The organism is Micromonospora sp. A3M-1-15, from assembly GCF_024213425.1.
Taxonomy (GTDB): Bacteria; Actinomycetota; Actinomycetes; order Mycobacteriales; family Micromonosporaceae; genus Micromonospora; species Micromonospora chersina.
On record NZ_JANAVK010000003.1, the window covers coordinates 386412 to 410476 of the forward strand.

At 67.9% G+C, this 24065-nt stretch carries 26 protein-coding genes; 12 read left to right on the top strand and 14 right to left on the bottom strand.

The features are described from left to right. Nucleotides 1–24 precede the first annotated feature (24 nt). From NLX85_RS17020 to NLX85_RS17035, 4 genes are read left to right on the top strand one after another with little or no spacing between them, the layout of a single operon-like run. Entirely contained in the window at nt 25–1332 is a 1308-nt protein-coding gene (locus NLX85_RS17020) for a lipopolysaccharide biosynthesis protein (protein WP_254336233.1), read from the top strand. Beyond that, a complete protein-coding gene (locus tag NLX85_RS17025) occupies nt 1329–3182 on the top strand; it encodes a hypothetical protein (RefSeq protein WP_254336234.1) in 1854 nt (617 codons plus the stop codon). The genes NLX85_RS17020 and NLX85_RS17025 overlap by 4 nt, the downstream gene beginning before the upstream one ends. Then, nucleotides 3166–3609, top strand: coding sequence for a hypothetical protein (locus NLX85_RS17030; protein ID WP_254336235.1), 444 nt, complete (start codon nt 3166–3168; stop codon nt 3607–3609). Before NLX85_RS17025 ends, NLX85_RS17030 begins: the two co-directional genes overlap by 17 nt. Beyond that, on the top strand, nt 3606–3818 hold the full coding sequence (locus tag NLX85_RS17035) for a hypothetical protein (protein ID WP_254336236.1): 213 nt from the start codon (nt 3606–3608) through the stop codon (nt 3816–3818). The genes NLX85_RS17030 and NLX85_RS17035 overlap by 4 nt, the downstream gene beginning before the upstream one ends. 304 nt (nt 3819–4122) lie before the next feature. On the opposite strand, the gene NLX85_RS17040 is transcribed toward NLX85_RS17035, so the two are convergent. From NLX85_RS17040 to NLX85_RS17055, 4 genes are all read right to left on the bottom strand, one after another. Next, the gene (locus NLX85_RS17040) at nt 4123–4404 is read right to left on the bottom strand and encodes a hypothetical protein (protein ID WP_254336237.1); all 282 of its coding nucleotides are present in this window, start codon (nt 4402–4404) and stop codon (nt 4123–4125) included. Nucleotides 4405–4758: 354 nt separating this feature from the next. Continuing rightward, on the bottom strand, nt 4759–5697 hold the full coding sequence (locus NLX85_RS17045; protein ID WP_254336238.1) for a hypothetical protein: 939 nt from the start codon (nt 5695–5697) through the stop codon (nt 4759–4761). Nucleotides 5698–5909: 212 nt separating this feature from the next. Then, a complete protein-coding gene (gene nhaA / locus NLX85_RS17050) occupies nt 5910–7820 on the bottom strand; it encodes a Na+/H+ antiporter NhaA (protein WP_256567076.1) in 1911 nt (636 codons plus the stop codon). Between the two features lie 436 nt (nt 7821–8256). After that, a complete protein-coding gene (locus tag NLX85_RS17055) occupies nt 8257–8685 on the bottom strand; it encodes an OsmC family protein (RefSeq protein WP_254336240.1) in 429 nt (142 codons plus the stop codon). Between the two features lie 382 nt (nt 8686–9067). On the opposite strand from NLX85_RS17055, the gene NLX85_RS17060 reads away from it, so the two are divergent. After that, entirely contained in the window at nt 9068–9373 is a 306-nt protein-coding gene (locus tag NLX85_RS17060; RefSeq protein WP_254336241.1) for an Ada metal-binding domain-containing protein, read from the top strand. Here NLX85_RS17060 and NLX85_RS17065 read toward each other — a convergent pair. The 3 genes from NLX85_RS17065 to msrB form a co-directional block, all read right to left on the bottom strand. Further along, a complete protein-coding gene (locus NLX85_RS17065; protein WP_254336242.1) occupies nt 9330–9986 on the bottom strand; it encodes a TetR/AcrR family transcriptional regulator in 657 nt (218 codons plus the stop codon). The two genes, NLX85_RS17060 and NLX85_RS17065, sit on opposite strands and share 44 nt — an antisense overlap. Nucleotides 9987–10435: 449 nt before the next feature. Further along, a complete protein-coding gene (gene msrA, locus NLX85_RS17070; RefSeq protein WP_091343884.1) occupies nt 10436–10942 on the bottom strand; it encodes a peptide-methionine (S)-S-oxide reductase MsrA in 507 nt (168 codons plus the stop codon). 9 nt (nt 10943–10951) lie between these two features. After that, on the bottom strand, nt 10952–11437 hold the full coding sequence (gene msrB, locus NLX85_RS17075) for a peptide-methionine (R)-S-oxide reductase MsrB (RefSeq protein ID WP_254336243.1): 486 nt from the start codon (nt 11435–11437) through the stop codon (nt 10952–10954). Nucleotides 11438–11865: 428 nt separating this feature from the next. On the opposite strand from msrB, the gene NLX85_RS17080 reads away from it, so the two are divergent. Beyond that, a complete protein-coding gene (locus NLX85_RS17080; protein WP_308210748.1) occupies nt 11866–12780 on the top strand; it encodes an NADP-dependent oxidoreductase in 915 nt (304 codons plus the stop codon). Between the two features lie 108 nt (nt 12781–12888). Here the strand turns inward: NLX85_RS17080 and NLX85_RS17085 are convergent, their stop codons facing one another. Then, entirely contained in the window at nt 12889–13356 is a 468-nt protein-coding gene (locus NLX85_RS17085) for a YkgB family protein (protein WP_254336245.1), read from the bottom strand. A 332-nt stretch (nt 13357–13688) separates the two neighbouring features. Next, nucleotides 13689–14447 (bottom strand): DUF4396 domain-containing protein, encoded by a 759-nt coding sequence (locus NLX85_RS17090; RefSeq protein WP_254336247.1) that lies wholly within the window; start codon nt 14445–14447, stop codon nt 13689–13691. A gap of 403 nt (nt 14448–14850) precedes the next feature. Between NLX85_RS17090 and NLX85_RS33675 the strand changes: the two genes are divergently transcribed. The 3 genes from NLX85_RS33675 (at nt 14851) to NLX85_RS17100 (ending at nt 16123) form a co-directional block, all read left to right on the top strand. Further along, nucleotides 14851–15096: a hypothetical protein gene (locus NLX85_RS33675; RefSeq protein ID WP_254336249.1), complete on the top strand. Its 246-nt coding sequence runs from the start codon at nt 14851–14853 to the stop codon at nt 15094–15096. Between the two features lie 440 nt (nt 15097–15536). Beyond that, nucleotides 15537–15767, top strand: coding sequence for an STAS domain-containing protein (locus NLX85_RS33680; protein ID WP_374628116.1), 231 nt, complete (start codon nt 15537–15539; stop codon nt 15765–15767). Next, complete coding sequence (locus NLX85_RS17100; protein WP_254336251.1) at nt 15764–16123, top strand: hypothetical protein; 360 nt, start codon at nt 15764–15766, stop codon at nt 16121–16123. Before NLX85_RS33680 ends, NLX85_RS17100 begins: the two co-directional genes overlap by 4 nt. 544 nt (nt 16124–16667) lie before the next feature. Here the strand turns inward: NLX85_RS17100 and NLX85_RS17105 are convergent. After that, nucleotides 16668–17039 carry a carboxymuconolactone decarboxylase family protein gene (locus NLX85_RS17105; RefSeq protein WP_254336253.1) on the bottom strand — a complete coding sequence of 124 codons (372 nt, stop codon included), beginning with the start codon at nt 17037–17039 and terminating at the stop codon, nt 16668–16670. Between the two features lie 634 nt (nt 17040–17673). On the opposite strand from NLX85_RS17105, the gene NLX85_RS17110 reads away from it, so the two are divergent. Continuing rightward, nucleotides 17674–19131: an SDR family oxidoreductase gene (locus NLX85_RS17110; RefSeq protein WP_254336255.1), complete on the top strand. Its 1458-nt coding sequence runs from the start codon at nt 17674–17676 to the stop codon at nt 19129–19131. Nucleotides 19132–19428: 297 nt separating this feature from the next. On the opposite strand, the gene NLX85_RS17115 is transcribed toward NLX85_RS17110, so the two are convergent. The 3 genes from NLX85_RS17115 to NLX85_RS17120 all read right to left on the bottom strand — a co-directional run bounded on the left by NLX85_RS17115 (nt 19429) and on the right by NLX85_RS17120 (nt 21565). Next, nucleotides 19429–20589, bottom strand: a complete 1161-nt coding sequence (locus NLX85_RS17115; protein WP_254336257.1) for an MFS transporter — start codon at nt 20587–20589, stop codon at nt 19429–19431. 371 nt (nt 20590–20960) lie between these two features. Then, complete coding sequence (locus tag NLX85_RS33685; RefSeq protein WP_374628098.1) at nt 20961–21173, bottom strand: isocitrate lyase/phosphoenolpyruvate mutase family protein; 213 nt, start codon at nt 21171–21173, stop codon at nt 20961–20963. An 11-nt stretch (nt 21174–21184) separates the two neighbouring features. Next, nucleotides 21185–21565, bottom strand: a complete 381-nt coding sequence (locus NLX85_RS17120) for a nuclear transport factor 2 family protein (protein WP_254336259.1) — start codon at nt 21563–21565, stop codon at nt 21185–21187. Between the two features lie 631 nt (nt 21566–22196). Between NLX85_RS17120 and NLX85_RS17125 the strand changes: the two genes are divergently transcribed. Next, nucleotides 22197–22430 carry a hypothetical protein gene (locus NLX85_RS17125; protein ID WP_254336261.1) on the top strand — a complete coding sequence of 78 codons (234 nt, stop codon included), beginning with the start codon at nt 22197–22199 and terminating at the stop codon, nt 22428–22430. A gap of 164 nt (nt 22431–22594) precedes the next feature. On the opposite strand, the gene NLX85_RS17130 is transcribed toward NLX85_RS17125, so the two are convergent. Further along, nucleotides 22595–23311 (bottom strand): YoaK family protein, encoded by a 717-nt coding sequence (locus NLX85_RS17130; protein WP_254336263.1) that lies wholly within the window; start codon nt 23309–23311, stop codon nt 22595–22597. 70 nt (nt 23312–23381) lie between these two features. Between NLX85_RS17130 and NLX85_RS17135 the strand changes: the two genes are divergently transcribed. After that, nucleotides 23382–24062 carry a GntR family transcriptional regulator gene (locus NLX85_RS17135; RefSeq protein WP_254336265.1) on the top strand — a complete coding sequence of 227 codons (681 nt, stop codon included), beginning with the start codon at nt 23382–23384 and terminating at the stop codon, nt 24060–24062. Nucleotides 24063–24065: the final 3 nt, after the last annotated feature.

Here is a 24065-nt window from a genome sequence, read left to right on the forward strand (position 1 = left end):
CGAGCTGGGACGGCGGATCCGCCGGTGGGCCGCGCGACTCCCGGCGGTGGCATCGTCGCCGAGCCGATCGGCGTACGGCTGCGGCAGCACCTGCGCGACCCGCTGAACGGCAACGTCTACGCGCTGATGCTCAACACGGCGGTGAGCTCACTGCTCGGCATCGGGTACTGGGCTCTCGCCGCCCGCCTATATTCGCCGGCCGAGCTCGGCGTCGGGGCGGCGATGGTGTCCACGATGACATTTCTGAGCAACCTCGCGCAGCTCAATCTGAACGGAGCCCTCGCCCGTTTCCTGCCGGCCGCCGCCGGTCAGGCCAGTCGGCTGGTCGGGTACTCCTACGGGCTCGCCTGTCTCGCGGCGCTCGCCCTGAGCGGCGGTTTCCTGCTGCTCGCCCCCCGACTCACCGACCGACTTGATTTCCTGGACCGCACCCCCCTGCTCGCTGTGGCGTTCGCTCTCTCCGTCGCCGGCTGGTGCGTCTTCACCCTGCAGGACAGCGTGCTGACCGCCCTGCGCGGTGTCGTCTGGGTCCCGATCGAGAACGCCGTCTTCGGGCTCGTCAAGATCGCGCTGCTGGTGCTGCTCGCCGGCGCCGTACCGAGCCTGGGCATCTTCGTCTCGTGGAACCTGGCGGTCGTCGTGGCGCTCGTCCCCGTCAACGTGCTGGTCTTCCGCCGGCTGCTGCCCCGGCAGCGGGCGCGCCGGACCGAAGCGGCGCTGCCGGGCCGCCGGGTGCTCGCCCGGTTCGTAGCGCTGGACTACGTCGGATATCTGTTCATGCAGGCCGGCACGAACGCGCTGCCGTTGATCGTGACCGCCCGGCTGGGCGCCGAAGCCAATGGCGTCTTCTACGTGGCCTGGCTGCTCGGCGGGTCCCTGGAGCTGGTGGCGTACCACTTCGGCACCTCGCTGACCGTGGAGGCCGCCGCCGACGAATCGCGGCTCGCGGCCTACGCGCGGCAGATGCTGCGACGGGGCCTGCTCCTCTTCGTACCGGCGGTCGTCCTGCTCTGCGTGTCGGCGCCGCTGCTGCTGACCCTGTTCGGCAGCGGCTACGCCGCGACCGGCTCCGGCATCCTGCGGCTCTTCGCGATCGCGGTGCTGCCCAAGCTGGTGCTGACCGTCTTCGTCGCGGCGTCGCGCGTGCAACGCCAGGTGGGGCGGATCATCGCCGTGCACGCGGCCACGACCACGCTGGTCCTGTCGCTGGCGCTGGTCGCGATGGCCGAGATCGGGGTCGTCGGGGTCGGCGTCGCCTACCTCGCCGGACAGGTCGTGGTGGCGGGTGCCGTCCTGCCGTCGATGATCCAACTGCTACGGCGCGCGTCGTGAGCGGCAACGCACTGCTGGCCGCCCCGGCGGCCGCCGCCGGTCAGCGGATCCGGGACGGCCTGCTCGCCGTCGTCGAGTGGGCTGCGCCCGCGGCGGCGCTCGCGCTCGGGGTCTGGGCCCTGCGGCGGGGGGACGTCGCCGACATCGGGTCGCTCGGCCTGGTCACCGCGCTCCGGCCCGAGCTGTACGCCGCACTGGCCCTGCTGACGGCAAGTTTCCTGCAGGGCGTCTTCCGCACCCGCCCGGCCTCGGACACCCTGCTCGCCGCGCACGCGGTGGTGCTCGTCGTCCTGCTCTTCGGTGCGGCGCCGATCATCGAACCACTGCCGCGCATGATCCCGGGCTGGCTGCACGTCGGCTTCGCCGACTACATCGCCCGTAGCGGGAAGACGCTGCCGGAGCTGGACGCCCGCTTCAGCTGGCCCGGATTCTTCGCACTGACGGCCATGGCCACGCGGGCGGCCGGGATGCCGGACGCCATGCCGCTGCTCGCCTGGGCGCCCGTGGGGTTCAACCTGCTCTACGGCGCCGCGGCGTTCCGGCTGGCCCGGGTGACCTCGGCTGATGCGCGGACGGCGTGGCTCGCCCTCTGGCTGTTCCTTCCCGCCAACTGGGTGGGGCAGGACTACTTCGGTCCCCAGGCGCTGAACTACCTCTTCTACCTGGTCCTGCTGATGCTACTGCTCCGCTGGTTCCGGCCCGTTCGGTACGGCGGCCGGCAGCGCACGCGGCCCCGGCGAAGCCCGGTCGGCCTGCTGCTGCGCCTGCTCCGGCTGCCGCCGAGGCCGCTGCTGCTCGAACCCGTGGCCCAGCAGGCCAGCCCGGCGTCGCTGGTCGGTCTGGTGGCGGTGATCCTCGTCCTCTTCGCGGCCAGCACCGTCAGCCATCAGCTCACCCCGATCGCGATCGTGGTTTCCGTCGGTGCGCTGGTGCTGGTCCGCCGGTGCACGCTCCGTACGCTGCCGGTCCTGCTCGCCGTCGTGCTCATGGCCTACATCAGCTACGGCGCCGTCGTGTACTGGGCGGGGCACCTGGACGACATGTTCGGCTCCTTCGGACAGGTCGGCGGCACCATCAACCAAGGGGCGGTCGACCGGGTGCGGGGCGACGAGGGGCACCAGGTGGTCGTGCTGCTGCGACTCGCCCTCACGGTGTCGGTCTGGGGGCTGGCGGCCGCCGGTGCGTGGCGACGAATGCGCCGGGGTGATGCCGACCTGGGCCTCCTGGCGCTCGCCGGGGCACCGTTCATCCTCATGGGGATGCAGAGCTACGGCGGCGAGATCTTCCTTCGGGTATACACCTTCGCTCTGCCGTTCATGGCGATCCTGCTGGCCGCGCTGGTGGTCCCGGTGTGGCCGGCGCGGCGTCGCGTCCCCTCGGCCCTCATCGCGGGCGCGCTGAGCACCGTGCTCATCGGCGCGTTCTTCGTCGCCCGATACGGCAACGAGGCGTTCGAGCAGGTACGCCCGGCCGACCACCGGGCCGTCGAGTGGCTTTACGCGCATGCTCCGGAGGGCGTCTCGTTCGTCTCGGTGACGTCCAACGTCCCCTGGCGGGCGCAGGGCGTCGAACGATACCGGTACCGGCCCCTCGGCGAGGACCTCGGGCCGACGAGCGTCATGGCGATCGAGGACGAGATGCGGCGCAACCCGAAGGGCGCGTACCTGATCGTGACGGAGGGGCAGTTCGTCTTCGCGGAGTCGTTCCTGGGCAAGCCGCGCGGCTGGGGCGAAACCCTGGAACGCCAGGTCGTCGACTCAGGACGGTTCAGGCTTGTCTACACCAACCCCGAGGCGCGGGTCTATGTCCTCAGCAACGGCGAAAGGGGCGGCGGTGACGGAGATCGTTGAGCCCTGCGCGGCCGCCGAACGACGTCTCTCCGAGCAACCGGCCGCCTCCTCACTGACGGACCTCCCGTTCTCGCCTTGGCCGGCGTTGGCGACACTCCTCGCCAACGCCGGCGTTATCAACCTCGTCCTCTGGGACGTGCCAGGCAACTTGCGCGCGGTCATCGTCCTCGGCTACCTCGCCGTGGCGCCGGGACTGGCTTGCGCGCGTCTGATCCGGATACCGGACGGCCTCAGCCGGTTCGTCGTCGGCGTCGCGCTCAGCCTCGCCCTCGGCGTCCTGGTCGCGCAGGGGATGATCCATCTGCATCGGTGGTCACCGCCGCTCGGGCTCGCCGCCCTCACCGCGATCGCGTCGCTGGCCGCCCTGATCGAGCTGGCCCGATACGGGCTGCGGCACCGCCGGAGGCGACGGACGGAGACGGAATGACGGACATCGCCCTCACCGCGGCCCGGGCCGGGCCCGTCCAGGCGACCGTGCTCGCCCTGCTGGTGCTGGCGCTCAGCTCCCGGATCGTGGTGCAGCTCACCGGCCGCCCGGCGCGGCGGAAGACCCTGCGGATCCTCGACATGGTCGCCGCACCAGTACTCGTCGCATTCGTCATCATCATCCTTCAGCGGTTCCGTGACCTGAGCTGACGGTTGCTCCCTCGGTCCCCACAGTGAGCCCTGCACCCGCCGCCTGCCAGGAGATCGCCGGCCACTACGTGCCGCACCGGCCGATCCTGACCGAGGCCATGCGGGACGGCATCGCCATCACCTACACCTCGCGGCGTTGCACGACACCGGCTCTGCGACGAACGCGCAGAGGCGAGCGGAATCGGGGCAAGATCCGCGTCCGCTCTTTTAATGCCAATCAGGGTCCACCGACCCTGGACGGGGTCGCTTTGATGAGAGACCTCCTCCGGTGAGGATCCGGGCGCCGGCACCGCCGCCTGCGCGGTCAGCTCATCGTGTCCAGCAGGTCCTGGCAGGCTGGTTCGCACGCCCGGCAGGCGTCCGCGCACACCTTGCAGTGCTCGTGCTGGTACGCGTGAGAGGCGCACTCGTCACCGCAGGACCGGCACGCCGTCACGCACGCCTGCAGCAGGCTGCGGCTGATGTTCGCGTCGTCGACAGTGTGCCGCGACAGCACCCGGGAGGTGGTCGTGCAGATGTCCGCGCAGCCCAGGTTCGTACGGATGCACTTGGTCAGCTGCGCGACCATGTCCTCTGCTCGATCCACCTGGTTCGTCGAGCCGGGAGGGCAACGCTACTTCGAGCAGAGCAGTCCCCTCTTGAGCCTCTCCCCGCCCTGGCGGCGCCCGGGACTGCGCAGGCCAGATGAGAGCCACACGACCAGCGTGGGCAGCCGAATTGAGAGCGACAGCCCGGGTGCCTCGACCGAGGCCCGGCCGGGCAACGGTCGCAGGTCAACGAAACAAGTAGCCGAATTGAATATGTTGCGGCCAGCTGGTCGAGACCTGCTGGTCGTGCCGTTTCTGTGGGGTTGTTCGGCGGTCAGGGGACGGCGTCGGTGAGTCGGGTGGTTCCATGCAGGTCCGAACCCTTAATGCTGGCCGAGGACGAGGCGGCCGGATCATCGCGCACCGGCCCCACGAAGCTTCCGCTGGGCGGTCCTGAGCTCCCGGGGACTACCCCAAGGGTAGATGGTGATGCGGTTGCCGAGCGCCGCCAGCCGGGCGGCGGCGCCGGACAGGTCACCGGCGAGCCAGAGGACGTACGAGAAGCTGCACTCGGCCTGGACCCAACCGTGCACGGGCCGGTAATCGGGGTGCCCGACCGACCTGGCCACGGCGTCCCGGATCTCGTCGAGCACAGCCGGCGAACGCAGGTGGGCGATGCCCGACTCGTACGCGAACTCCAGGTGGGCGTCGGCCACGGCCGCCGCGTTGAGCGATCCGGGCGACGATGTCGCGGCGCAGTGCCGCGCGAAGCTGAGCAACTTGTCCAGCGAACCGCCCCACTTCGGGCACAGCTGCTGGACGTGGGTCAGCTGGGCGTAGAACGGATCCGGCCGTGCCTTCGCGGCGCGCTCGTACCGCCGGCTGGCCTCCGCATGCCCCAACCCGAGGCCCCGGGCGGTACGCAGCCGTGCCGTCCACGCGGCGATGTTGCCCGGCTCCTCCGCGGTCACCTCGCCGAGCACCCGCTCGGCCTCACGGAGGATCTCGTGGAAGGACGCGAACTGGCGGTTGCTGGTGTACCGGGCGCGCGCCGCCCCCCGGGCCTCCCACGCCATCCACACCAACCGGGCGCCGAGCAACGTACCGGCCAGGGTGGATTCGGCCGGTCCGCCTCCTGCCACCCGCAGGAACGTCTCCACGCCCTTCGTCTCGGCGACCATCGCGGTGGCGACTGTCGGGTCGTCGTGCTCCGGCAGCTGGTCGAAGAAGGCGACGACGGCCGGCCAGTCCTCGGCCTGCAGAGCACGCCGCAGCGGCGCGAGATCGGGGTAGTGGTCGACGAGGTCGTAGCTCGGCAGCCCGAAAAGCGAAGAGATCTTGAGGAGGGGCACGCCGGAGAGCATAGGAGCAGGCGGCCGACCGCCGAGGGCACCGATTGGCCTGAGGACGGGATCAAGCCGAATCGATGACCCGTCCCCGTACGTTCGGCCAGGCCGAACGCCAACGCGCCGGCGCTTCTGCACAAGCCCCGATGAGTGTCGGACTTCTTGACCCTCCGATCGCTTGAGGTCAAGACAAGAGTTCACGCGGCAGGATCTGACGGCTACCGGCGTGCCGTCGAGCCAACGGAACCCGCTTGGTCACGGGCCGCCGGTGCCTCGCGGCCGAGGCGGGCCCGTGCTCGGGCCATACGAATCGCGGCTGTCAAGGTCGTGATGTCGTAGGCGCCGTAGTGGCGGCGGCCGTTGATGAAGAACGTCGGGGTGCCGGACACTCCGCTGTCGTCGGCCGAGTCGATGTCGCTCTCGATGCGACCGGCGTGGGCGTGACTTGTCAGATCGTCGTGGAAGCGTTCCTGATCCAGGCCGAGGTCGCCGGCGTATTTGATCAGATCAGTGATGTTCAGCTTGTCCTGGTGGTCGAGCAGCAGGTCGTGCATCTGCCAGAACTTGCCCTGAGCGGCCGCTGCTTCGGCGGCCTCGGCTGCCAGCAGGGCGTGCGGGTGCACGTCTGGCAGAGGCAGGTGACGCCACACGAAACGCAGGTCGGCGTGGCCCAGCAACTCCCGGACGGCTGGCTCGGCCTTCCCGCAGTACGGGCACTGGAAGTCGCCGTACTGCACCAGCGTCACCGACGCATCGGCTGGGCCGCGGACGTGGTCCTGCTTCTCGTCGACGTCTGGGATGAGGTCGATCAGCTCCGTCATGTCGCCGAAGAGCGCCCGGGTGCGACTGTCCTTGGGCAACATGTTGGTGACGCGGAACGCGGTCCAGGTCAGCACCGCGGACACGACCGCGGCGCTGAGCACCCCGACCTTGGCCTCGGCCAGTTGGTCGCCGGTGAAGGCCAGGCCGGCGATCAGCAGCGACACCGTGAAGCTGACACCGGCGATCGTGCCGCTGCCGAGCACGCCCGCCCAGCCCACGGCCGGACGGACGCGGCCGTGTGAGATCCGGGTGAGCCCGGCCGAGGTGCCGATCACGGCGAGCGGCTTGCCTACGACGTAACCGAGCAGCACGCCCCAGGTGACAGGCGACTTGAACGCCTGGGCCAGGAACGGACCGTCGATGCTGAGGCCAGCGTTGGCCAGGCCGAACAGCGGCACGATGACGTAACTGGACCAGGGGTGGTAGATGCGCCGAAGGCGGTCGTTGGGCGACAACGTATGCGCGAGGCCGATGGAAGCCGTACGCGCGAGCTTGGGCGTCGGCTGCTCACGGAACGACCGGAACAGCCCGCTGACCTGCTCGAGCTCAGCGCGACCGGGAGAGTAGGCGAACGCGGTCAACCCGATGGCCAGTCCGGCCACCACCGGGTCGACTCCGCTGACCAACAGCGCGCCCCACATCACAATGGCGACCGGCACGTACGCCGAGCCACGTCGGACGCCAACTGCGCGGAGGGCCAGCATGACCACGAACGCCGCGACGGCCACCACGACGGGCATCATCCTGATGTCGTCGCTGTAGACCAGGGCGATGACGATGAGTGCGATCAAGTCGTCGACCACGAACACGGTGAGCAGGAAGATCCGGACCTGGTCGGGCACGCCGCGGCCGAGCAGTGCCAGCAGGCCCAACGCGAGGGCGGTGTCGGTCGACATGGCGACGCCCCAGCCGTGCGCGCCCGGCCCGCCGTGGTTGATCGCCAGGAAGATCAGCACCGGGATCAGCATGCCGATCACGCCGGCCACGGCGGGCAGCACGAAACGTCGCCGGTCGCGTAGGTCGCCGAGGTCGAACTCGCGCCGCGTCTCAAGGCCGACGACCAGGAAGAACAGAGTCATCAAGCCGCTGTTGATCCAGGCGTGCAGGTCGCGGGAGAGCTCGAGGTGCCCGAGGCGTAGGGACAGTTGGGTGCGCCAAAGGGCTTCGTAGGAGCCGAGGTCGATGTTGGCCCAGAGCAGTGCGGCGACGATGGCGGCCACGAGCACGCCGGCGCTGCCGGACTCAGTCCGCAGAAAGCCTTGCAGCGGTGCCGCTGGATTCCGCTTCCAGATCGTTCGGCCGTTCATCTTGGTCTCGGTCACACATCACCTTCGGACGCGCTGGCCGGGCCAGCATGGATAGCTAGATCACGTGCCGCATTGCGGGCACGCGACCCCTCGGTTCAGTACTGATCGCGCTGCCCCAGCTGTGGCCGGCCGCGGAGAGAGCGACGAGGCCCGCCGATGCCCTGCACGATGCGGGTGACTATCAGTGAGCTCATGGTCGGGACGACCGCGCGCGAGATCGACGCGATGGTGAAGCCCCGGCGCATCGTCCACCGTGGCCCGGCTGATCACACGGCGAGCCATGCGCGACCCCTGAGCTGCCGGCACGAGTCACCGGCCGTCCGCCAGCCACCGGGACCTGCGCTGCACGGCGCGGTCGACGGAAACACTGTCGCCGCCTGGGGAACGACAACCGCGTGCCGCTCGGCCGTGATCGCCGAGCAGCACGCGGCCCGATTCAGCGCGGCCCGACGAACTCGGTCCTCACGCTCCATGCGAACTGGATCAGCAGGGTCACCGGGGACTTCTCGGCGATGTCATGCATCACCTTCAAGTCCTCGGGGTCAGGTTCTTCGCTCAGCGTGATCGTGCGCTGCAGGTAACGCTCGGCGCCGTCCTGCTCGGGCTCGTGGTAGTCGATCTCGACGGTGATGTCACCGGCGGTGTCGTACTTGTAGTCGACATACTGCCGCAGCGTCTGAGCAGTGCACGATGCGAGCGCCATCAACAGGTACTCCGTCGGCGTCGGGCCTTCGCCGAGTGCGCCGTTGTGCGGTTCGTCGGCGACGAACGTGAAGCCGCGGGTGGTCATGTCCGTGCGCCGGCGCTCAGTGGCCGGAAGGACAGCTCGGGCGGATGCGACGACACGATCCTGATCGGTTTCCATCAGCCGCGCCTTCCTGTAGATCCTGGTAATGACGGTCCAGGTACGCGGATCCAGCAGCAGCCGAGCCGCAGTCTGAGCGAGGGCTGCGGCCGCGTACACCCCGTGACCGAGTACCTCCAGAGGCTAGCCTCTCCGGACTGGATGGTCCAAATTATCGCTCGTCGTCAGAATCGCTCAGCCCTCGCAACCCATCACCTCGGCGGCCTTCAGCTGCTCTCGGTGAAGGTTGGGGCCAGTTTCCCCCAGCTGAAGTCATCCAACGTCGGGCGCATGGTTGGACTCATAGGTCCGTTAAGGTTAGGATATGCTGTCGTTCACGCATCAGGGCGGACGCCTTCCGCGACTCGGGCGGACTCAAATCCGAACAAGGTGAGGAGCATCGATGCCCGGTGATCCGCGGTCGCAGTACGAGGCGATCCAACGACGGGTGGAACGACTCGATGGCAGCCTTCACCCGACAGCGGCCAGCGCCCAGCTCGCTGGATACCGAGCCTGCAAGCGTTGCTCCCCCGACGCAGCGCCGCGGCCCGGCCGGCGTCCGGTCAGTCGACGCTCGTCGGGCGTGCTGAAGCAATCATCGAGGACGCCGCAGCGGGATCGTGGCGGGGTGAGACCGCACGGCGAGCCTCCCGGTCGGGGCTCAATTAACGGGTCGGCTCGCCGGACGGCTCCGAGAGGAACGATCTGATGTGTTCCAGCGCCATGTCCAGCGCAACTTCCATGGGTGCGACGTTGTGCGCGGCGTTCGCCAGCAAGTAGCCGCCTTGCAAGGCTGCCATCAACCCCGTGGCCAACTTCTCCGGGTCGGCGTCCTGGCGCAGTGCACCGCTGTCCCGCATCCGGTGCAGACCATCACTGATCAGCTTTTCCCATGCCGCGAACGTCTCCAGCAGCATCGATCGAGCCTGCTCATCTTGATCGGACAGCTCGACCGCCATCGACCCGAGGCCGCACCCGTACCTGCCGTTGTTCAGCGAGTTGGCCTGGACCAACGCGTTACGCCACCGGACCAGCCCCGAGAACGATCTCAGTCGTTCGAGCCCTCCGCGCTCGCGTTGAAGCACAAGCGCGCCTCGATATTTGACCAACGCTCGCACGAGCTCCTGCTTGTCGGCGAAGTGGTGGTAGAGCTGAGACTTGCTGGTCTGGCTTGCCTCGCGGACGTCGTCAAGGGTCGTCGCGTTCACTCCGCGCACGAACATCAGCCGGTTCGCCGCCTCGAGGATTCGCTCTCGCGTGGCGATGCCCCGTTGACTGATCCTCCGCCGACTGTTCGGCGCAGCCACCTGCTCGTCGCTCATCGCTCAAGTCTATCCGGCGCGTCAGATAATCGCTGGAGAATGGGACCTTGTGGTCCATCGGGCCCCATGTCGCACTCGCGCGATGAGGAAAGGACGAGCGCTTGCTCCCCCAGCCTGGCGGACGATTGCTCTCTTCACGAGACCATCGACGGGGGTGTGCCTGTTGCTGGACTGCCTGGTCCTCGCTGCGCTAAGTCACGGCTCAGGAGCTGCTCGGCGATGCGTCGTAAGCAGCGCGCCGGAAGTCAATGCTCGTGACGTGCGTCTGCACGTCACACACATCACCGGTAGCTGACAACCTGCCCGGCCGTACCGACCGGTTGAAATGATCTTCAGGGCGCCCCTTGGCCGCACTCTCGGCGCCACGACCCCGCACGGTATCGCTCATGCTGTCACTGACACCTCGGCCTGAGCCGGCGCGCGGACCCGGGGTCCGCGCGCCGGAGGTGTCAGGCCGTCGCCCGCTTCGGGAGCTTCCACCCCGGGCGGGGGAAGTGACAGGTGTAACCGTTGGGGTAGGTCTGCAGGTAGTTCTGGTGCTCGGGCTCAGCCTCCCAGAAATCGCCTGCCGGGGTGACCTCGGTGACGACCTTGCCGGGCCACAGGCCCGAGGCGTCGACGTCGGCGATCGTGTCCTCAGCGACCCGCTTCTGCTCGTCGCTGGTGTAGAAGATCGCCGAGCGGTAGCTGGTGCCGATGTCGTTGCCCTGGCGGTTCTTGGTCGAGGGGTCGTGGATCTGGAAGAAGAACTCGAGCAGCGCTCGGAAGTCGGTCTTCTCGGTGTCGTAGACGACCTCGATGGACTCCGCGTGGGTGCCGTGGTTGCGGTAGGTGGCGTTCGGGACGTCGCCGCCGCTGTAGCCGACGCGCGTGGACACGACGCCGGGCTGGCGGCGGAACAACTCCTCCATGCCCCAGAAGCAGCCGCCGGCGAGAATCGCCTTTTCGGTGGTCACGTCGTCTCCTTACTCGTCGTCGGTGTCAGTGTCAGTGTCGGTGTCACTCGTGAACAGGTCGCGGTATTCGCCGTACCCTGCGTTCTCCAGGTCGTTGAGGTGGATGAACCGCAACGACGCGGAGTTGATGCAGTAGCGCAGTCCACCCCTGTGGGCGGGACCGTCGTTGAAGACGTGGCCGAGGTGGCTGTTCCCGTGCAGCGAGCGGGCCTCGGTCCGGATCATCCCGTGGGTGGAGTCTTGGCTCTCGACGACGTTCGTCTTGGCGATCGGCTTCGTGAAGCTCGGCCAGCCGGAGTTGCTGTCGTACTTGTCGACCGATGCGAACAGCGGCTCGCCGGACACGACGTCGACGTAGATGCCGGGCTCGTGGTTGTCCCAGTAGGCGTTGGCGAACGGGCGCTCGGTGCCGTCCTGCTGGGTCACGCGGTACTGCTCCGGGTCCAGCCGCGAGACGGCTTCCCGGTTCTTGTGGTACTGGGCCTGCTGGGGCACAGCTCTCCCTTCCCCGCCTTTCGGCGAGAAGCTGGGGAACCAGGCGAAACGCACCTGGACGCGCAAATATACAGACACCCAGTGGGCCGGATGTATTCCCCCAGCTCTCACCTTCAGTGGACTGTCTGGTCCGGAGGAGACTTCCTGGGATGCCGGCTAGACGCCGCAGTCATGCTGGTAGGCATGGGTTACGGCGCCGCCACAGTAGCAATCGCTCAACCCGATAGTGGACTTGACCGACCAGTTCTTCCGCGACTAGGTTCGGGGCGTCCGGCTGGGTGCCTCCGCTAGCGACGAACTGCCCGACGTGCCCACCGGCGCCGAGTTCTCCGGACGTCGCCCCACTCGCGCGGGACCGGGGAATGCTGATGAAACGAAGTTGTGCTCCTCGTGACCGTGCGAACGAGGACTGGATACAGGGGGTCCCGATGAGGGCGATTGTGGTGACGGACAGGGCCGCGGGAACGGCCGGGATGACGCTGGTGGAGCGGCCTGAGCCGGAACCGGCGCTGAACGACGTCGTCGTTCGGGTTCATGCGTCGGGATTCGTCCCGACTGAGCTGGCGTGGCCCTCGACCTGGACCGATCGCCTCGGCCGTGACCGGACGCCGTCGATCCCTGGGCACGAGCTGGCTGGGGTGGTCACCGCTCTCGGCTATGGCACGACGGGACTGTCGGTGGGACAGCGGGTGTTCGGCCTCACGGACTGGAATCGCGACGGCACCCTGGCGGAGTATGTGGCCGTCGAGGCGCGCAACCTCGCGCCGCTGCCCGGCGACGTCGACTTCACGGTGGGCGCGAGCCTGCCGATCTCGGGCCTGACCGCGTGGCAGGGACTGTTCGAGCATGGCCGCCTTCAGGCGGGGCAGAGCGTCCTCGTGCACGGCGCCGCTGGCGCAGTCGGTTCGATAGTGACGCAGCTCGCAGGTGAGTTCGGCGCCTACGTCATCGGCACCGGACGCGCCGCCGACCGTCAGAAGGCGCTCGGCTTCGGCGCGCAGGAGTTCGTCGACCTCGAGAATGAGGTCCTCGAAGACGTCGGCGGAGTCGATCTGGTTTTCGACGTCATCGGCGGCAACATCGGGAAGCGGTCCGCAGGCCTGGTTCGAGCCGGAGGAACGCTGGTGTCCGTCGTCGGGCCGCCCGAGGCGCAGCCCGCGGAGGGCCTGGCGGTCGATTTCGTCGTCGTGGCCGATCGCGCCCAACTGGGTGAGATCGTCCGGCGGGTGCGGGACGGCCGACTGCGGACGAACATCGGCAACGTCGCGACCCTCGACGACGCGGTCGCCGCTCTCAACCCGACCGAGCGGACCACCGGGAAGACGATCATCCGCGTTCCGTAAAGACTCACCCGCTCCCCGACCAGGTTGACTGATCCTTGCCTCCTCGGTGCCTTGCATCGGCCCAGGCGCTGTCATTGTTCAGCGAACCGAGCGCCCTCCCGAGGGGGATCATCGGTGGCGGACGGCGCGCAGCGACCCGGCAGCTGTCAGGAGAGCGGCACCGAGGAGCACTGTGTCCTTCAACAGGAACTGCCCCAGCTGGGAAAGGCTGAAAGTCCCCTGCCCCTCCTGCCGAGCCTCGGGCGTCGTGGCCAGGAAGCTGAGCGTGGTGAGGAACATCCCGACCGCGCCGAAGCTACCGATCGCCGACGCTTTGGGTGCAAGCGGCTTCATGGCGATCAGAGAGCCCACGGCGAGCTCCGTGACCCCGATGAGTCGGTTGAGCCTTTGGGCGCCCAGTTTCTCGCGGATCCGCGAGAACAGCGGACTCGAGGTGACCAGGGGCTCGTCGTTCTCGACCTCGTACTGCTTGAACTTGAGCGCACCGATCCACAAGATGTTCGTCGCCAGTGCGGAGCGCAGGACCGAGAGGCCTACGGAAGCGAGGCCATCGGCCGAGGCGTGTCGTGTGCCCATCGCTCGCTCCTAGTCGCTGTGTCGGCGGTCGGCGTGCTGGGGACCAATACCCGCTTGGACCCGCCACACGCACCGACGGCGCGCGCACATCACCGTGCTGACGTCCTACCGGCCGGGGCGGAAGGCTGGGTCACGTATGCAGCCCCTGGCTGCGGCGTTGGTGCTCGACTCCGGTCGCACCATCCGTGAGGTAAGTCGGAGTTGGGCGTCAACCACGAGACCCTGGGCAACTGGGTGGCCCATCTGCGGCAGGAACGTGACGGCGGCCGGAACAGCCGTCTGGGTAACGTCAGCCCCGACACCCACGAACGCAGCAGGCTCTCCTCGTAATGTCAACGTGCCCCCTCCGCCCCAGGGCGGCGCATCACCGCCTCCTGCGGCGTGCCCAGCAATTCCGTCTTGACCCCGCGGCGGATCAGCAACAAGGTGGGCGGCCAAGCGGCGAAGAAGCCGATGATCAACCCGACCTGGATAATGAGCCAAAAAACCGGACTACTAGGCCGCAGGGTCTCGTGGAAAACACGAAAATGCATCAGCGCCAGCCAACCCAATAGTGCGAGCTCGAAGACGGACACGGTCAGCAGGTCGCTGCGGAAAAATCTCCGCATTGCGGCCCACGCTCTTCGACCACCCGCGTGAGCCTCAGCAGAGTAGCGAAATGCAACACCGATGACCACTGCGCCCACATAGTCGCCGACGACTTCGGGCCACAGTGTGCTGCCGAATATTTCGAGGCCTACGCCGTAGGTGATAGGTGTAGCAATGATGACACCCAGAGTGCAATGCGTCGCACAATGATAAGTTTGGATTGTCGTGGGAGCATGTCGCGACGCCCTAGGCGGGTTGCCGTGCCGGTCCAGCCACCGGCGAGACTGGGTTCTACCCCACTTTATATAGGTTAGGACGGCTGCCGGGCCTAGGTAGAGGGCTGTTGCCGGCCAGACCATCTCCATGATCTTGACCGGCTGACGATATCCAAGAACAAATTGATCAACAGCGACAACGGCGGTGCTGGCCAACACCACAAAGAGCGAGGCCCACGCAAGCATCACCAGCCACGTCGGTTGCACAACCATCTCCGTTCGCTGCACGGCACTCAACACAATGTCGGTGGCGGCGGCCCTGACGAACTCCGCCCACCAGCTGAGTACGGCAACTCAAGATGCCGCTTCAAACATGAGAGCACATCGGGCGGTGAGGCATGCGGCATCGCGCACCTGCACAACGTCCCCCTTGCGGGCTGAACAATGAGAGTGTGACGGAGCACCCACGCCCCTGCCCGGCCAAATCTGCTGGCCGACGCCGGATGGCACGTCCTTGTGCTCGAAGCGGACGACGTGCCGGGCGGCGCTGTGCGGTCCGCGGAGGTTCTGGGGCCGGGATTCAACACGGACCTGTTCACTGCGTTCTATCCGCTGGGCGCGGCCTCCCCCGTTCTTCGGGCTCTGGATCTGGACCGGTACGGGGTGCGGTGGAGTCACGCCCCGGCCCCGCGTGGCGCATGTGCTGCCCGACGACCGGGCGGTCGTACTGTCCCGCAATGTGGCCGCGACGGCGGCCTCTGTCGAGCGCTTCGCGCCGGGCGACGGCGCGGCGTGGGAGGCTCAGGTCGAGCGGTGGGACCGCTACGGCGACGACGTGCTTGAGGCGCTCTTCAGCCCTTTTCCTCCCATCCGGTCCGGCGTTCGGCTGCTCGCCGGCATGGAGCCGGCCGACGCCTCTTGCGGCCGGGGTGAATGAGCAAATCAGGCGCCCGCCGAGTACGCCGCCCAGCTTCGACCGGTAGAGCGCCACCGGGAGGCTGAACAGGACTCGCCTCAGGCCACGGGCGAGCCTTTGGCTGCGATCTGCCGCACCATGCACTGATCTTTCGTTTCCCCTCGTCGTGAGCAGACGTCGGCGCGACGGCGGTGCCGCCTCCCCCGGTCTTGTCGCACAACTGTCATGAACCTGCGGAACGACCTCCACGATCCGCACCCAGAGTGGTCAGGGAGATCGCAACCAACAACAGAAGCGCACAGGAGTCGTCGGTAACCGCGCGCCTTCCGCTCCCAGCGGGGTGTCAGGTGCCCCTGGGTCGAGATCAAGATCGTCAAGGAACTCGGCCTTCCCAACTATCCGAGCTCGGCGTAGTCATCGACCGGGTCCTGTCCCAGCAGCAGAAGGAGGTGGTGGTGGTGGTGATCGATTTGTCCGAGTGCCGGCATGTCGACGCGGCGGCCATCGGCCTGCTCCTCAATGTCCAACGCCGCTTGAGCCGTGGCGGTGGAGTGCTCATCGTACGTGCGATGTCGCCGCGCTCTTGGCGCGGACGTGGCAGCCCGCTCGCGATCACCTACCGCCCGGGCGGGGACGCGCGCGAGTTACCCCGCCCACATCCTGAGCAGGGTAGGGAGAGGAGCACCTGGTGAGTGGCAGCGGTCTTCTCAGCGCCATGGCCGTCGGTGTCACCGTCGGCGTCCTAGGCCGACTCGTTGTGCCCGGTCCGAAGGCCGCTCCCGTGGGGCTGACCGTTGCGCTGGGCGTGGCCGCAGCGCAGTTGGGTTCCATCACCGCGAGCCTGATCGGCGTCGGCACCGTCGAGCCGAATGCATGGATACCGCGATCGGTGGCTCAGGTGAGCTTCGCCGTCGCGGCGGTGGTCCTGGCTGTGGTGGCGACGGGGCGGCGGCGGCCGTACGAAGAACCGGGTGCGAGGGTCGACCCGGAGGAGAAGCGGGCGGGTGGCCGGCCTGGCTCTGGCAGGACCCTGCGAGGACCGGCATGACCGACAGCCCTTAGTCGCCCGAGCTACGCGTCCAGCTACGCCGCCATGAGTCGTCCTCGCTCTGCAGCACGCGTAACCAGAGTTTCCTTTCGGATCCGATGAGCCAGCGACAACCGGCCTCAGGACCGCCGCCTCGATGTATTGAGGACGCCTGCGAGAGGTGGATCATCACAATCCGGGAACCCTGCCGTTACGTGAGGTTCGCGTTGTCCGGGATGAGCAGGCGAGGGTCGTGGTGCGGCTCATCGGCGGTGACCGGGCTATGCCGTTGGGGCGGTAGCCGAGCTGCTCGATCGCGGCGAGCACTTTGCCGGGGTCTGTGCCGACACGGGGGCGGCCCGCCATTGAGAACATAGCTCACCACCGCCGGCGAGGTGCCTGCCAACCGGGCCACATCCGTCCGCCGAACCATCACAGGACCCTCCGGTCAACACGGGTTGCGCTCGATGTGGCACGAATGATGTGACGAGCACAGAGTTCGAGGTCGTCAGCGGGCCGATCGGACGGCTGGCAGCCTGCTCCGATGACAGGGCCGGGTATCAACTCACACGGGAGGCGCCGTGGGCATGGCACCCTCGGCGAGCTTGAGTCGCGTCCAGATGTTCATGTTGATCACCACGGCAACGATCTCCAGGATCTCGTCCTCCGTGAAGTGCGTGGCCATCCTGTCATGTGCCTCCTGGACCCGGTTGTTGACGGTGGCGTCGGCGGCTCGGGTCAACGCCTCGGCGTAGGCCAGCGCGGCTCGCTCCTCCTCGGTGAACAGGTGCGTCTCCCACCATGCGGTGAGAGTCTCGACCTTGGACGGCGGGATGTCGGCGGTGCGGGCAGCGGCGTGGTGCACCAGAAGGCAGTAGCTGCAATTGTTGATCTGTGCGACGCGCAACCGCAGGAGCTGGGCCAGGGCCTGGTCCACCTGGAGTGTGGCGGTATGGCCGAAAGCTGCGGCCCCTGCATTTGCCAGAGCCATGAGTTGCTGGTTTGACGTGGCGTCCAGTCGGACGTTCTGGATCCTGGTATCCAAGAGATGACCTCCTGTAGGTCACAACGACAACACCAGTGGTGGGGACGTCCACGTCGCTGACAGCCGTGTCGGGATTCGCAGCAGCCTTGATAGGCGGGCGTAGGTCGTACCGCGTCTTTCAGGTGCGCAAGCGGGGGGAGTTCGACGCGCCACAGCCGGACCCGGTACTCAAGGCGTCCCGCCGGATTTCGAACCGCCACGGGTGGACCGGGACGCTGAGGCTGGCCGGTCGTTCCGCCAGGATTACAACGTCGCGGACCTGCTAGCGGCGTCGATCGCCACGGCCACGGCGGCCCTGACTGGGCTGGTTGGCTCTGGCCCTTTCCGCTCCACTCGACATGAAGGCATCGCTGGGAGAAGGCGCCTCAGCGCGCGGTTGGTACCAGCGGGTGTGACTTCGACGTCGCCGGCGGCCCCGACCGCGACGCGGGGTGCGTCGGAGGCCCTGCGGTGCGTACAGTTCCGGGTCGGACTTGGGGTGGGCCGGGCAGATCCGGCGCAGGAAACGGGATGAGACAGCGACGGCATGGCGGCGGACAACTATACGGAAACCGGTCAATCCGGCATCGATCGGAGCCTGCTGGAGACCTGTCTCAGCGTCTTTGAGGCGTTGGAGGACCTGCCTTCCGATCACCCCGACGTGGTGCGGGTGCAGCGGGCCACCGCGAAGTTCTACAAGGTGATCAAGCAGCGGCGACGCGAGGAACGGCGGGATGCCATCGCGGCGGCGGACCGCGCGGTGACGGCGGCCACCGCCACCGGCGCCCCGGGCCGGATCGACGACGAAACCCAGGGCATCCCGCTCGCCTCCCCCACCGTGGGTGCCACGGCCGGCTTCCTCCACAATCCGCGCGGCTGCTACATCTGCAAGCAGCGTTACCGCGAGGTGGACGCCTTCTACCATCAGCTCTGCCCGCCCTGCGCCGCGCTCAACCGGGAGCGCCGGGACGCCCGCACCGACCTGACCGGCCGGCGCGCGCTGCTCACCGGCGGCCGGGCGAAGATCGGCATGTACATCGCGCTGCGGCTGCTGCGCGACGGCGCGCACACCACGGTGACCACGCGGTTTCCGCACGACGCGGTCCGCCGATTCGCCGCGATGCCCGATAGCGGGGACTGGCTGCACCGCCTGCGAATCGTCGGGATCGACCTGCGCGACCCCGCCCAGGTGATCGCCCTCGCTGACTCGGTCAGCAGCCAGGGACCACTCGACATCCTGATCAACAACGCGGCGCAGACCGTCCGCCGCACGCCCGGGGCGTACTCGCAGCTCGTCGCCGCGGAGGCGGCGGCCCTGCCGGACGGCCCGCTGCCGGAGATGATCACGTTCGCCAAGGCTGCCGGCCAGGGCGACCCGGCGGGCCTGATCGCCTCGCCGCAGTTGAACCCGGTCACCCCACAGGCACTCACCGCGCTGGCGCTGACCAGCGGGTCCGCCTCGCCGGAACGGATCGCGGCAGCCACCGCCATCGACGCCGGCGGTCTGGTCCCGGACCTCGATCCGGTCAACAGCTGGGTGCAGCGGGTGCACGAGGTGAACCCGGTCGAGCTGCTCGAAGTCCAGCTGTGCAACGTGACCGCGCCGTTCGTGCTGGTCAGCCGGCTGCGACCGGCGATGGCCGCTGCGACCGCCCGCCGCAAGTACGTGGTGAACGTGTCGGCGATGGAGGGCCAGTTCGCCCGCGGCTACAAGGGGCCAGGGCACCCGCACACCAACATGGCCAAGGCCGCGCTGAACATGCTGACCCGGACCAGCGCCCGGGAGATGCTGGCCGACGGCATCCTCATGACCAGCGTCGATACCGGCTGGATCACCGACGAGCGGCCCCACCCGACGAAGATGCGACTGGCGGACGCCGGCTTCCACGCCCCGCTGGACCTGGTCGACGGCGCGGCCCGGGTCTACGACCCGATCGTCCGCGGCGAACAGGGCGAAGACCTTTACGGCTGCTTCCTGAAGGACTACGCGCCCTGCGCTTGGTGATCAGCGCGCCCCGTCAGCGGGCCTCGCCGCTCAGCGCGCGACCACCCCGGCGCAGCGCCAGCCCGCAGTGTGCCGGCCCCGTGGCGGCTCGCCGCTGGTTGATTCCACCCCAGACCAAGCCACCGATGGGGCTGTGACACCCGCCCGAGATTCTGTGCGATTCCACCAGTCGCCGAGCCCGTCTGGGTCGAGAAGAAGCCGAGCGCGCGATCCGCGCGACGGGTTTGGACGAGCGCGGGCCGCGTTCCCCTGCTCGGCGTCGAGTGACGGCTGGATGACGGTGAGGCTTCGTCATGATCACTCATTGGGCCGGCTGGCCGTGTCGATGTGCGAGTTGCGCGCAGCGACGACAGTGAACGCGGTGGCGAGGACGGCAAGTGTGCCGTACCCGAACGCGATGTGCGGCACCGAGAAGACGTTGGACAGTTGGGCGGCGATAAGGCTGGGAATGGTCGCGCTGCTGTAGCTGAGGAGATATACGACAGCGAAGATCGGTGCCCGGTCGTGCAGGGTGCTGCCGTACAGCAGGCCGCGGGTGGCGGCGCTGATGGCGATGCCCTGAGCGGCTCCCGCAACGATGGTTGCGGTGATGAACAACGGCAGTGCGGCGGTGGTGATCGCTGTGATGATGCCGATCCATCCGGCCAGGAAGGCGATCATGCCGATGCGTTGAGCTGCCGCCGGTGAGAACCGGCTGCCAAGGGGGGCGCCCAGAGCGCTGGGGCCCATGTATGCGGCGAACACCAGTCCAAGTACGAGCGAGCTGTTGGTGTGAAGTTGGTCCTCGACCAGTGCGGGCACGAAGGCCTGGTAGAAGGCCCCTGTTGCCCAGGTGGCCAGGAACACCGCGGCCGCGACGGGGAGCAGATGCCGGACGCGGACCGGTACCCGAACGCTGGGGCCCAGTGAACGCCAACCGCCCGGCGAGGGAGGCACGGTCTCCGGGCTGATGGCGACGAGCGCGGCAGACAGTAGGAGCAGGCTGATGACAACCAGGTAGATGAGGTCACGTGGCCAGGGGCCGAATTGGACCAGGGCACCGGAGGCGATGGCGCCCACGGCGAGACCGAGCATGACTGTTTGGCTGGAAGCGACGGACGCCAGCCAGGTCGGCCTGGTGGGTGCGGCGTCGACGATGTAGGCGGTGAGGCTGCTGCTGGCCAGCCCGGCGCCGAGGCCCATCAGGAGCCGACCGGCGATCAGGATGCCGATGTGGTGCACGTTCAACAGCAGCAGACAACCCAGTACGAGCAGGCCGAGGCTGGCGATCGCCGCAGGTCGTCGGCCCACATGGTTGGACAGTCGTCCCAGCACTAGCAGCGTGCTGAGAGTAGCGGCGGAGTAGGCGACGACGGTCAGGGAGATGCCGGCGTTGGTGAACCCGTCCTCGGCCCGGTAGATGTTGAAAAGAGGGATCGTCGAGCCCACTGCGGCAAACACGGCCACCAGTGAGACCACCGCAGATAAGAATGCAAGCCGGAGCGTTCTGTCTCGGCGGGCCAGGTTAGTCGCTGGGGTCACGTGTTGCATCGAGCCGTCTTTCTCTTGTTCTGCACCATGCCGGCGCTTCTGGAGGTTTCGGGGTGCGCACGTCTACGTGCCAGGCCGCCCCTCGCCTCATTTCGGTCCCATTTCCTCCGGGCGAGGGTCACGAACCGCGCCGCCACCGCGGCGAGCACGGCGGAGGTAAGGACAAATGAAGCCCGCCGTGAGGAGCACCATCTGCAAGGTTGTCGACGAAACAAGGATCGCGTCGAGGCAAGATCCTGCCGCCAGGGCTATCTGCGTTGATCGGCGGGCCACTCACGGACTTGAGTAGGGCGGCATGGTCAAGGTGCGTCGCGGCTGATGGCGTGGCTACCGTCGGGCCGGCCCGGTGTCGCGGCGAAAGCCGCTGAACAGGTTGCGATGGACTTGGATCCGGCCTCTTTGAAGAGCAGGGCCGCCGGGACGTCCCATGCGTCGGGCATGATGAACGTATCGGGGCCACGATGGACTTCGACGAACTGTTCGTACCGTAGCTGGGCGGCAATATCCGACACATGGTGGCGGGTCAGGCGCCCGGGGCGATCGCGCAGGCGGAGACGCAGACCCAGGTTCCCTCGCGCTTCTGGTACACGTCCGTGTACAGCGCTTCCTGCTCCACTCCATCGGCAATCACGGTGTATGTCGCCCGGCCGTGGATCAGCGCAACATCGCCGAGGATGCGGATCTTGAAGTCGCGCAGAGCGAGGTTTTTGAAGGGTCGGGGCTTGGCGATGTATTCGAGGTACTCCTCGCGGTTGCGGGTGACACCCGGTGTCTGCACGATGAAATCTTCGGCGAGAAATTCACTGAAGCGCTTGGCATCGCTGGCCTGGTCCGCGTTGTTGTAGTCGAGGTTGAGCTGTTCGAGGATCGCCAGATCTTCGGCGTACTGCTTGGAATCGTTCATTTCTTGCTCCTTCTCCGTGAAGTTCGGCTTTCGCTGAAGCTGGGTGTCGTTCCGTGCCCGATATGTGGTGCTGGCGTGAGCGGTCGTACGGTCTGGTTGGTGTCAGATTCGTCGCGCCGTTTTGCCGACCACGTCCCAATCTCGGTCGGGCCTCGACGCCCGCCCGCCCCAGTCGGTCCGCGGCTGATGGCTACCGCATGCTCGGTCCTCGAGTAGCGGCAGGTAGTTGGCCCGATGAGCTCGGCCGCTCCCGTTCGACCATATGGCGACTGGACGACTTGGTCCAGTCTACGAGGTCGCGGACCCGCTCGCAAACGCGTGCTCCTGGTTCTGACCTGACCATGCCCGGTCTACGGCTTGCTTCGTTGCTGAGCACGTCAGGGTGGATGCTTGACTGCCTGGCTTGCTGGTGCGCACGATCATCTGGCACCCTCCAGCAGCGCATCCGGGAATCCGCTTCTGGACTCTAACGTCCTTCTATTGCTGAGAAAGTAGCAGTGAGTTCCCCCCGCCTGGATGGAGCGGTGGTTACATGCCGCCGGACGGCGCAGGGGCGGACAGTTGGTTCGGCTGGTTTCCTCTGGCGGGTGTGCCAGGCGGTCTCGTACTCGTCGGGGCTCAGGTAGCCGAGTTGCCCGTCAACGACACGGGGCTGCCGCCGGAGAGCATCGGCCAGGACTGGTTGTGGGTGGAGTACGGCGGGGAACTACTGGCCGCTGACGTCGACGGGGTGTACGAGCCGGTCGCCGGTCGCCGGTTCCGGGCCGACATGGGTGTACATCTGGGCGCCCGCGGGGCGCTGACCGCGGCTGGCGACCAGGTCGGTGAGTTCCTGTTTCGCGATCCTGATCTTCCTTGTCGATGACGACGAGTTCGCCGATCAGCTCGGAGGTCAGCCGGCGGCGGGTCTTGCCGACCACGCCACGCGGGCGCACGGCAACCTCGAGCCGGGCAGTCCCCTCTTGAGCCTCTCACCGCCGCGGTGACCGGCGAGGCGCACACAGCCCGGTCCACGAGCCGCCGGCCACGCTATTCCGCCATGCGCGCCGACGCGGCGATGACGAGCACGAGAGGCGCGATCAACAGCACCGGCGACCATGCGGGCACGTGCCTGGCCATCAGTGCACCGACGACGGCACCGGTGATCAGGGCCAGCAGGACGTGAGCCTTGGGCCGCAGGCTGTGCCATGGGCTTCGAGCAGCGACCCCCGCGATCAGGCTCGTGAGCGTGCCGGTCAGGTACGTGGAGGAGAGGCCCGGTACGCCGAAGCGCTGAATGGCACTGCTCTGGACGCCCAGCGCCGCTGCCGACAGCATCAGGAGCCCAAGATCGACCTGCTCCGAACGACCGGGCAGGTTGACCACCCAGACGACGAGGAAGACGACGAACACCAGGAGTTCCAGGACGAGCGTGTGGGTGACCCGGCGGGGCCAGACAGGGTCGTCCGGCTGCGCCGAGCCGGCGAGGCGGGCGCCCGCGAGGACGCCAATGATGAAACTGACGATGGCGCAGCCGGAGGTCAGCGCGAGGTCGGCGTCGCCGCTGCCCGCCGAGAGCCCGAGCAGGACCATGTTGCCCGTCATGACGCTCGAGAAGGCTCCGCCGAGGGCCAGGAAGCCGATGGCGTCAGCGCTGCCGGTCAGGAAGGTGAGCACGACAACGAGGGCCTGCCGCCGCCGCGCGAGGTTCCGGTTCCCCGTCACCGCGGCGCGCAGGCGCATGACGGATGGCACTGTTTTCAGCACGGTCGGCTATCCTCCCCAGATTGTTCTTCGTATACGCTCTGCCTGGACGATTCACGGAGAGGCGGTCAGGTTGGCTGATGACCTGCGAGGCAAGCTCGGCGCTCAACACCTGCCGCTACGCGACCAGGTCCTCGCCGCACTGCGGACCGCCATCATCAACGGCGACTACCTTCCCGGCGAGCGGCTGACCGAGGATCGGCTGGCCGAGGACTTCGCCGTCTCCCGCAACCCGGTCCGGGAGGCACTGCGCGTCGCGGAGGCGGAGGGTTTCGTCGTGATCCTGCCCCGCCGCGGTGCGGTGGTCGCCTCCCCGAGCAGTGCGACCATCGCGGACATGTTCGCCGTCCGCCAACGCCTGGAGTCGCTGGCCGCGCGGCTGGCGGCCGAGCGGGCGACGGCGGCGGACGTGGCCGCCCTGCGGGGCCTGCTGGAGCAGGGCCGCGAGGCGACGCAGCAGCAGGACCTCGGCCGGGTCGCCGAGCTGAACAGCGCCCTGCACCTGCGGATCCTCGAGATCAGCGGCAACCCGTGGCTGTTGTCGATCGCCAAGGCGCTCTACCTCCATGTGCAGTGGGTCTTCCGGCTGGGCGCCGCGGAACGGGCACCACACTCGTGGGCCGAGCACATCCAACTGGTCGACGCCATCGAGTCGGGTGACGGTGACCGGGCCGAGCGGGCCGCACTGGCCCACCTCGATGCCGCTTCCGCTGCCGCGTACGAGAACGCCGAGGCCGGATACGGAACCCGCTGAGGC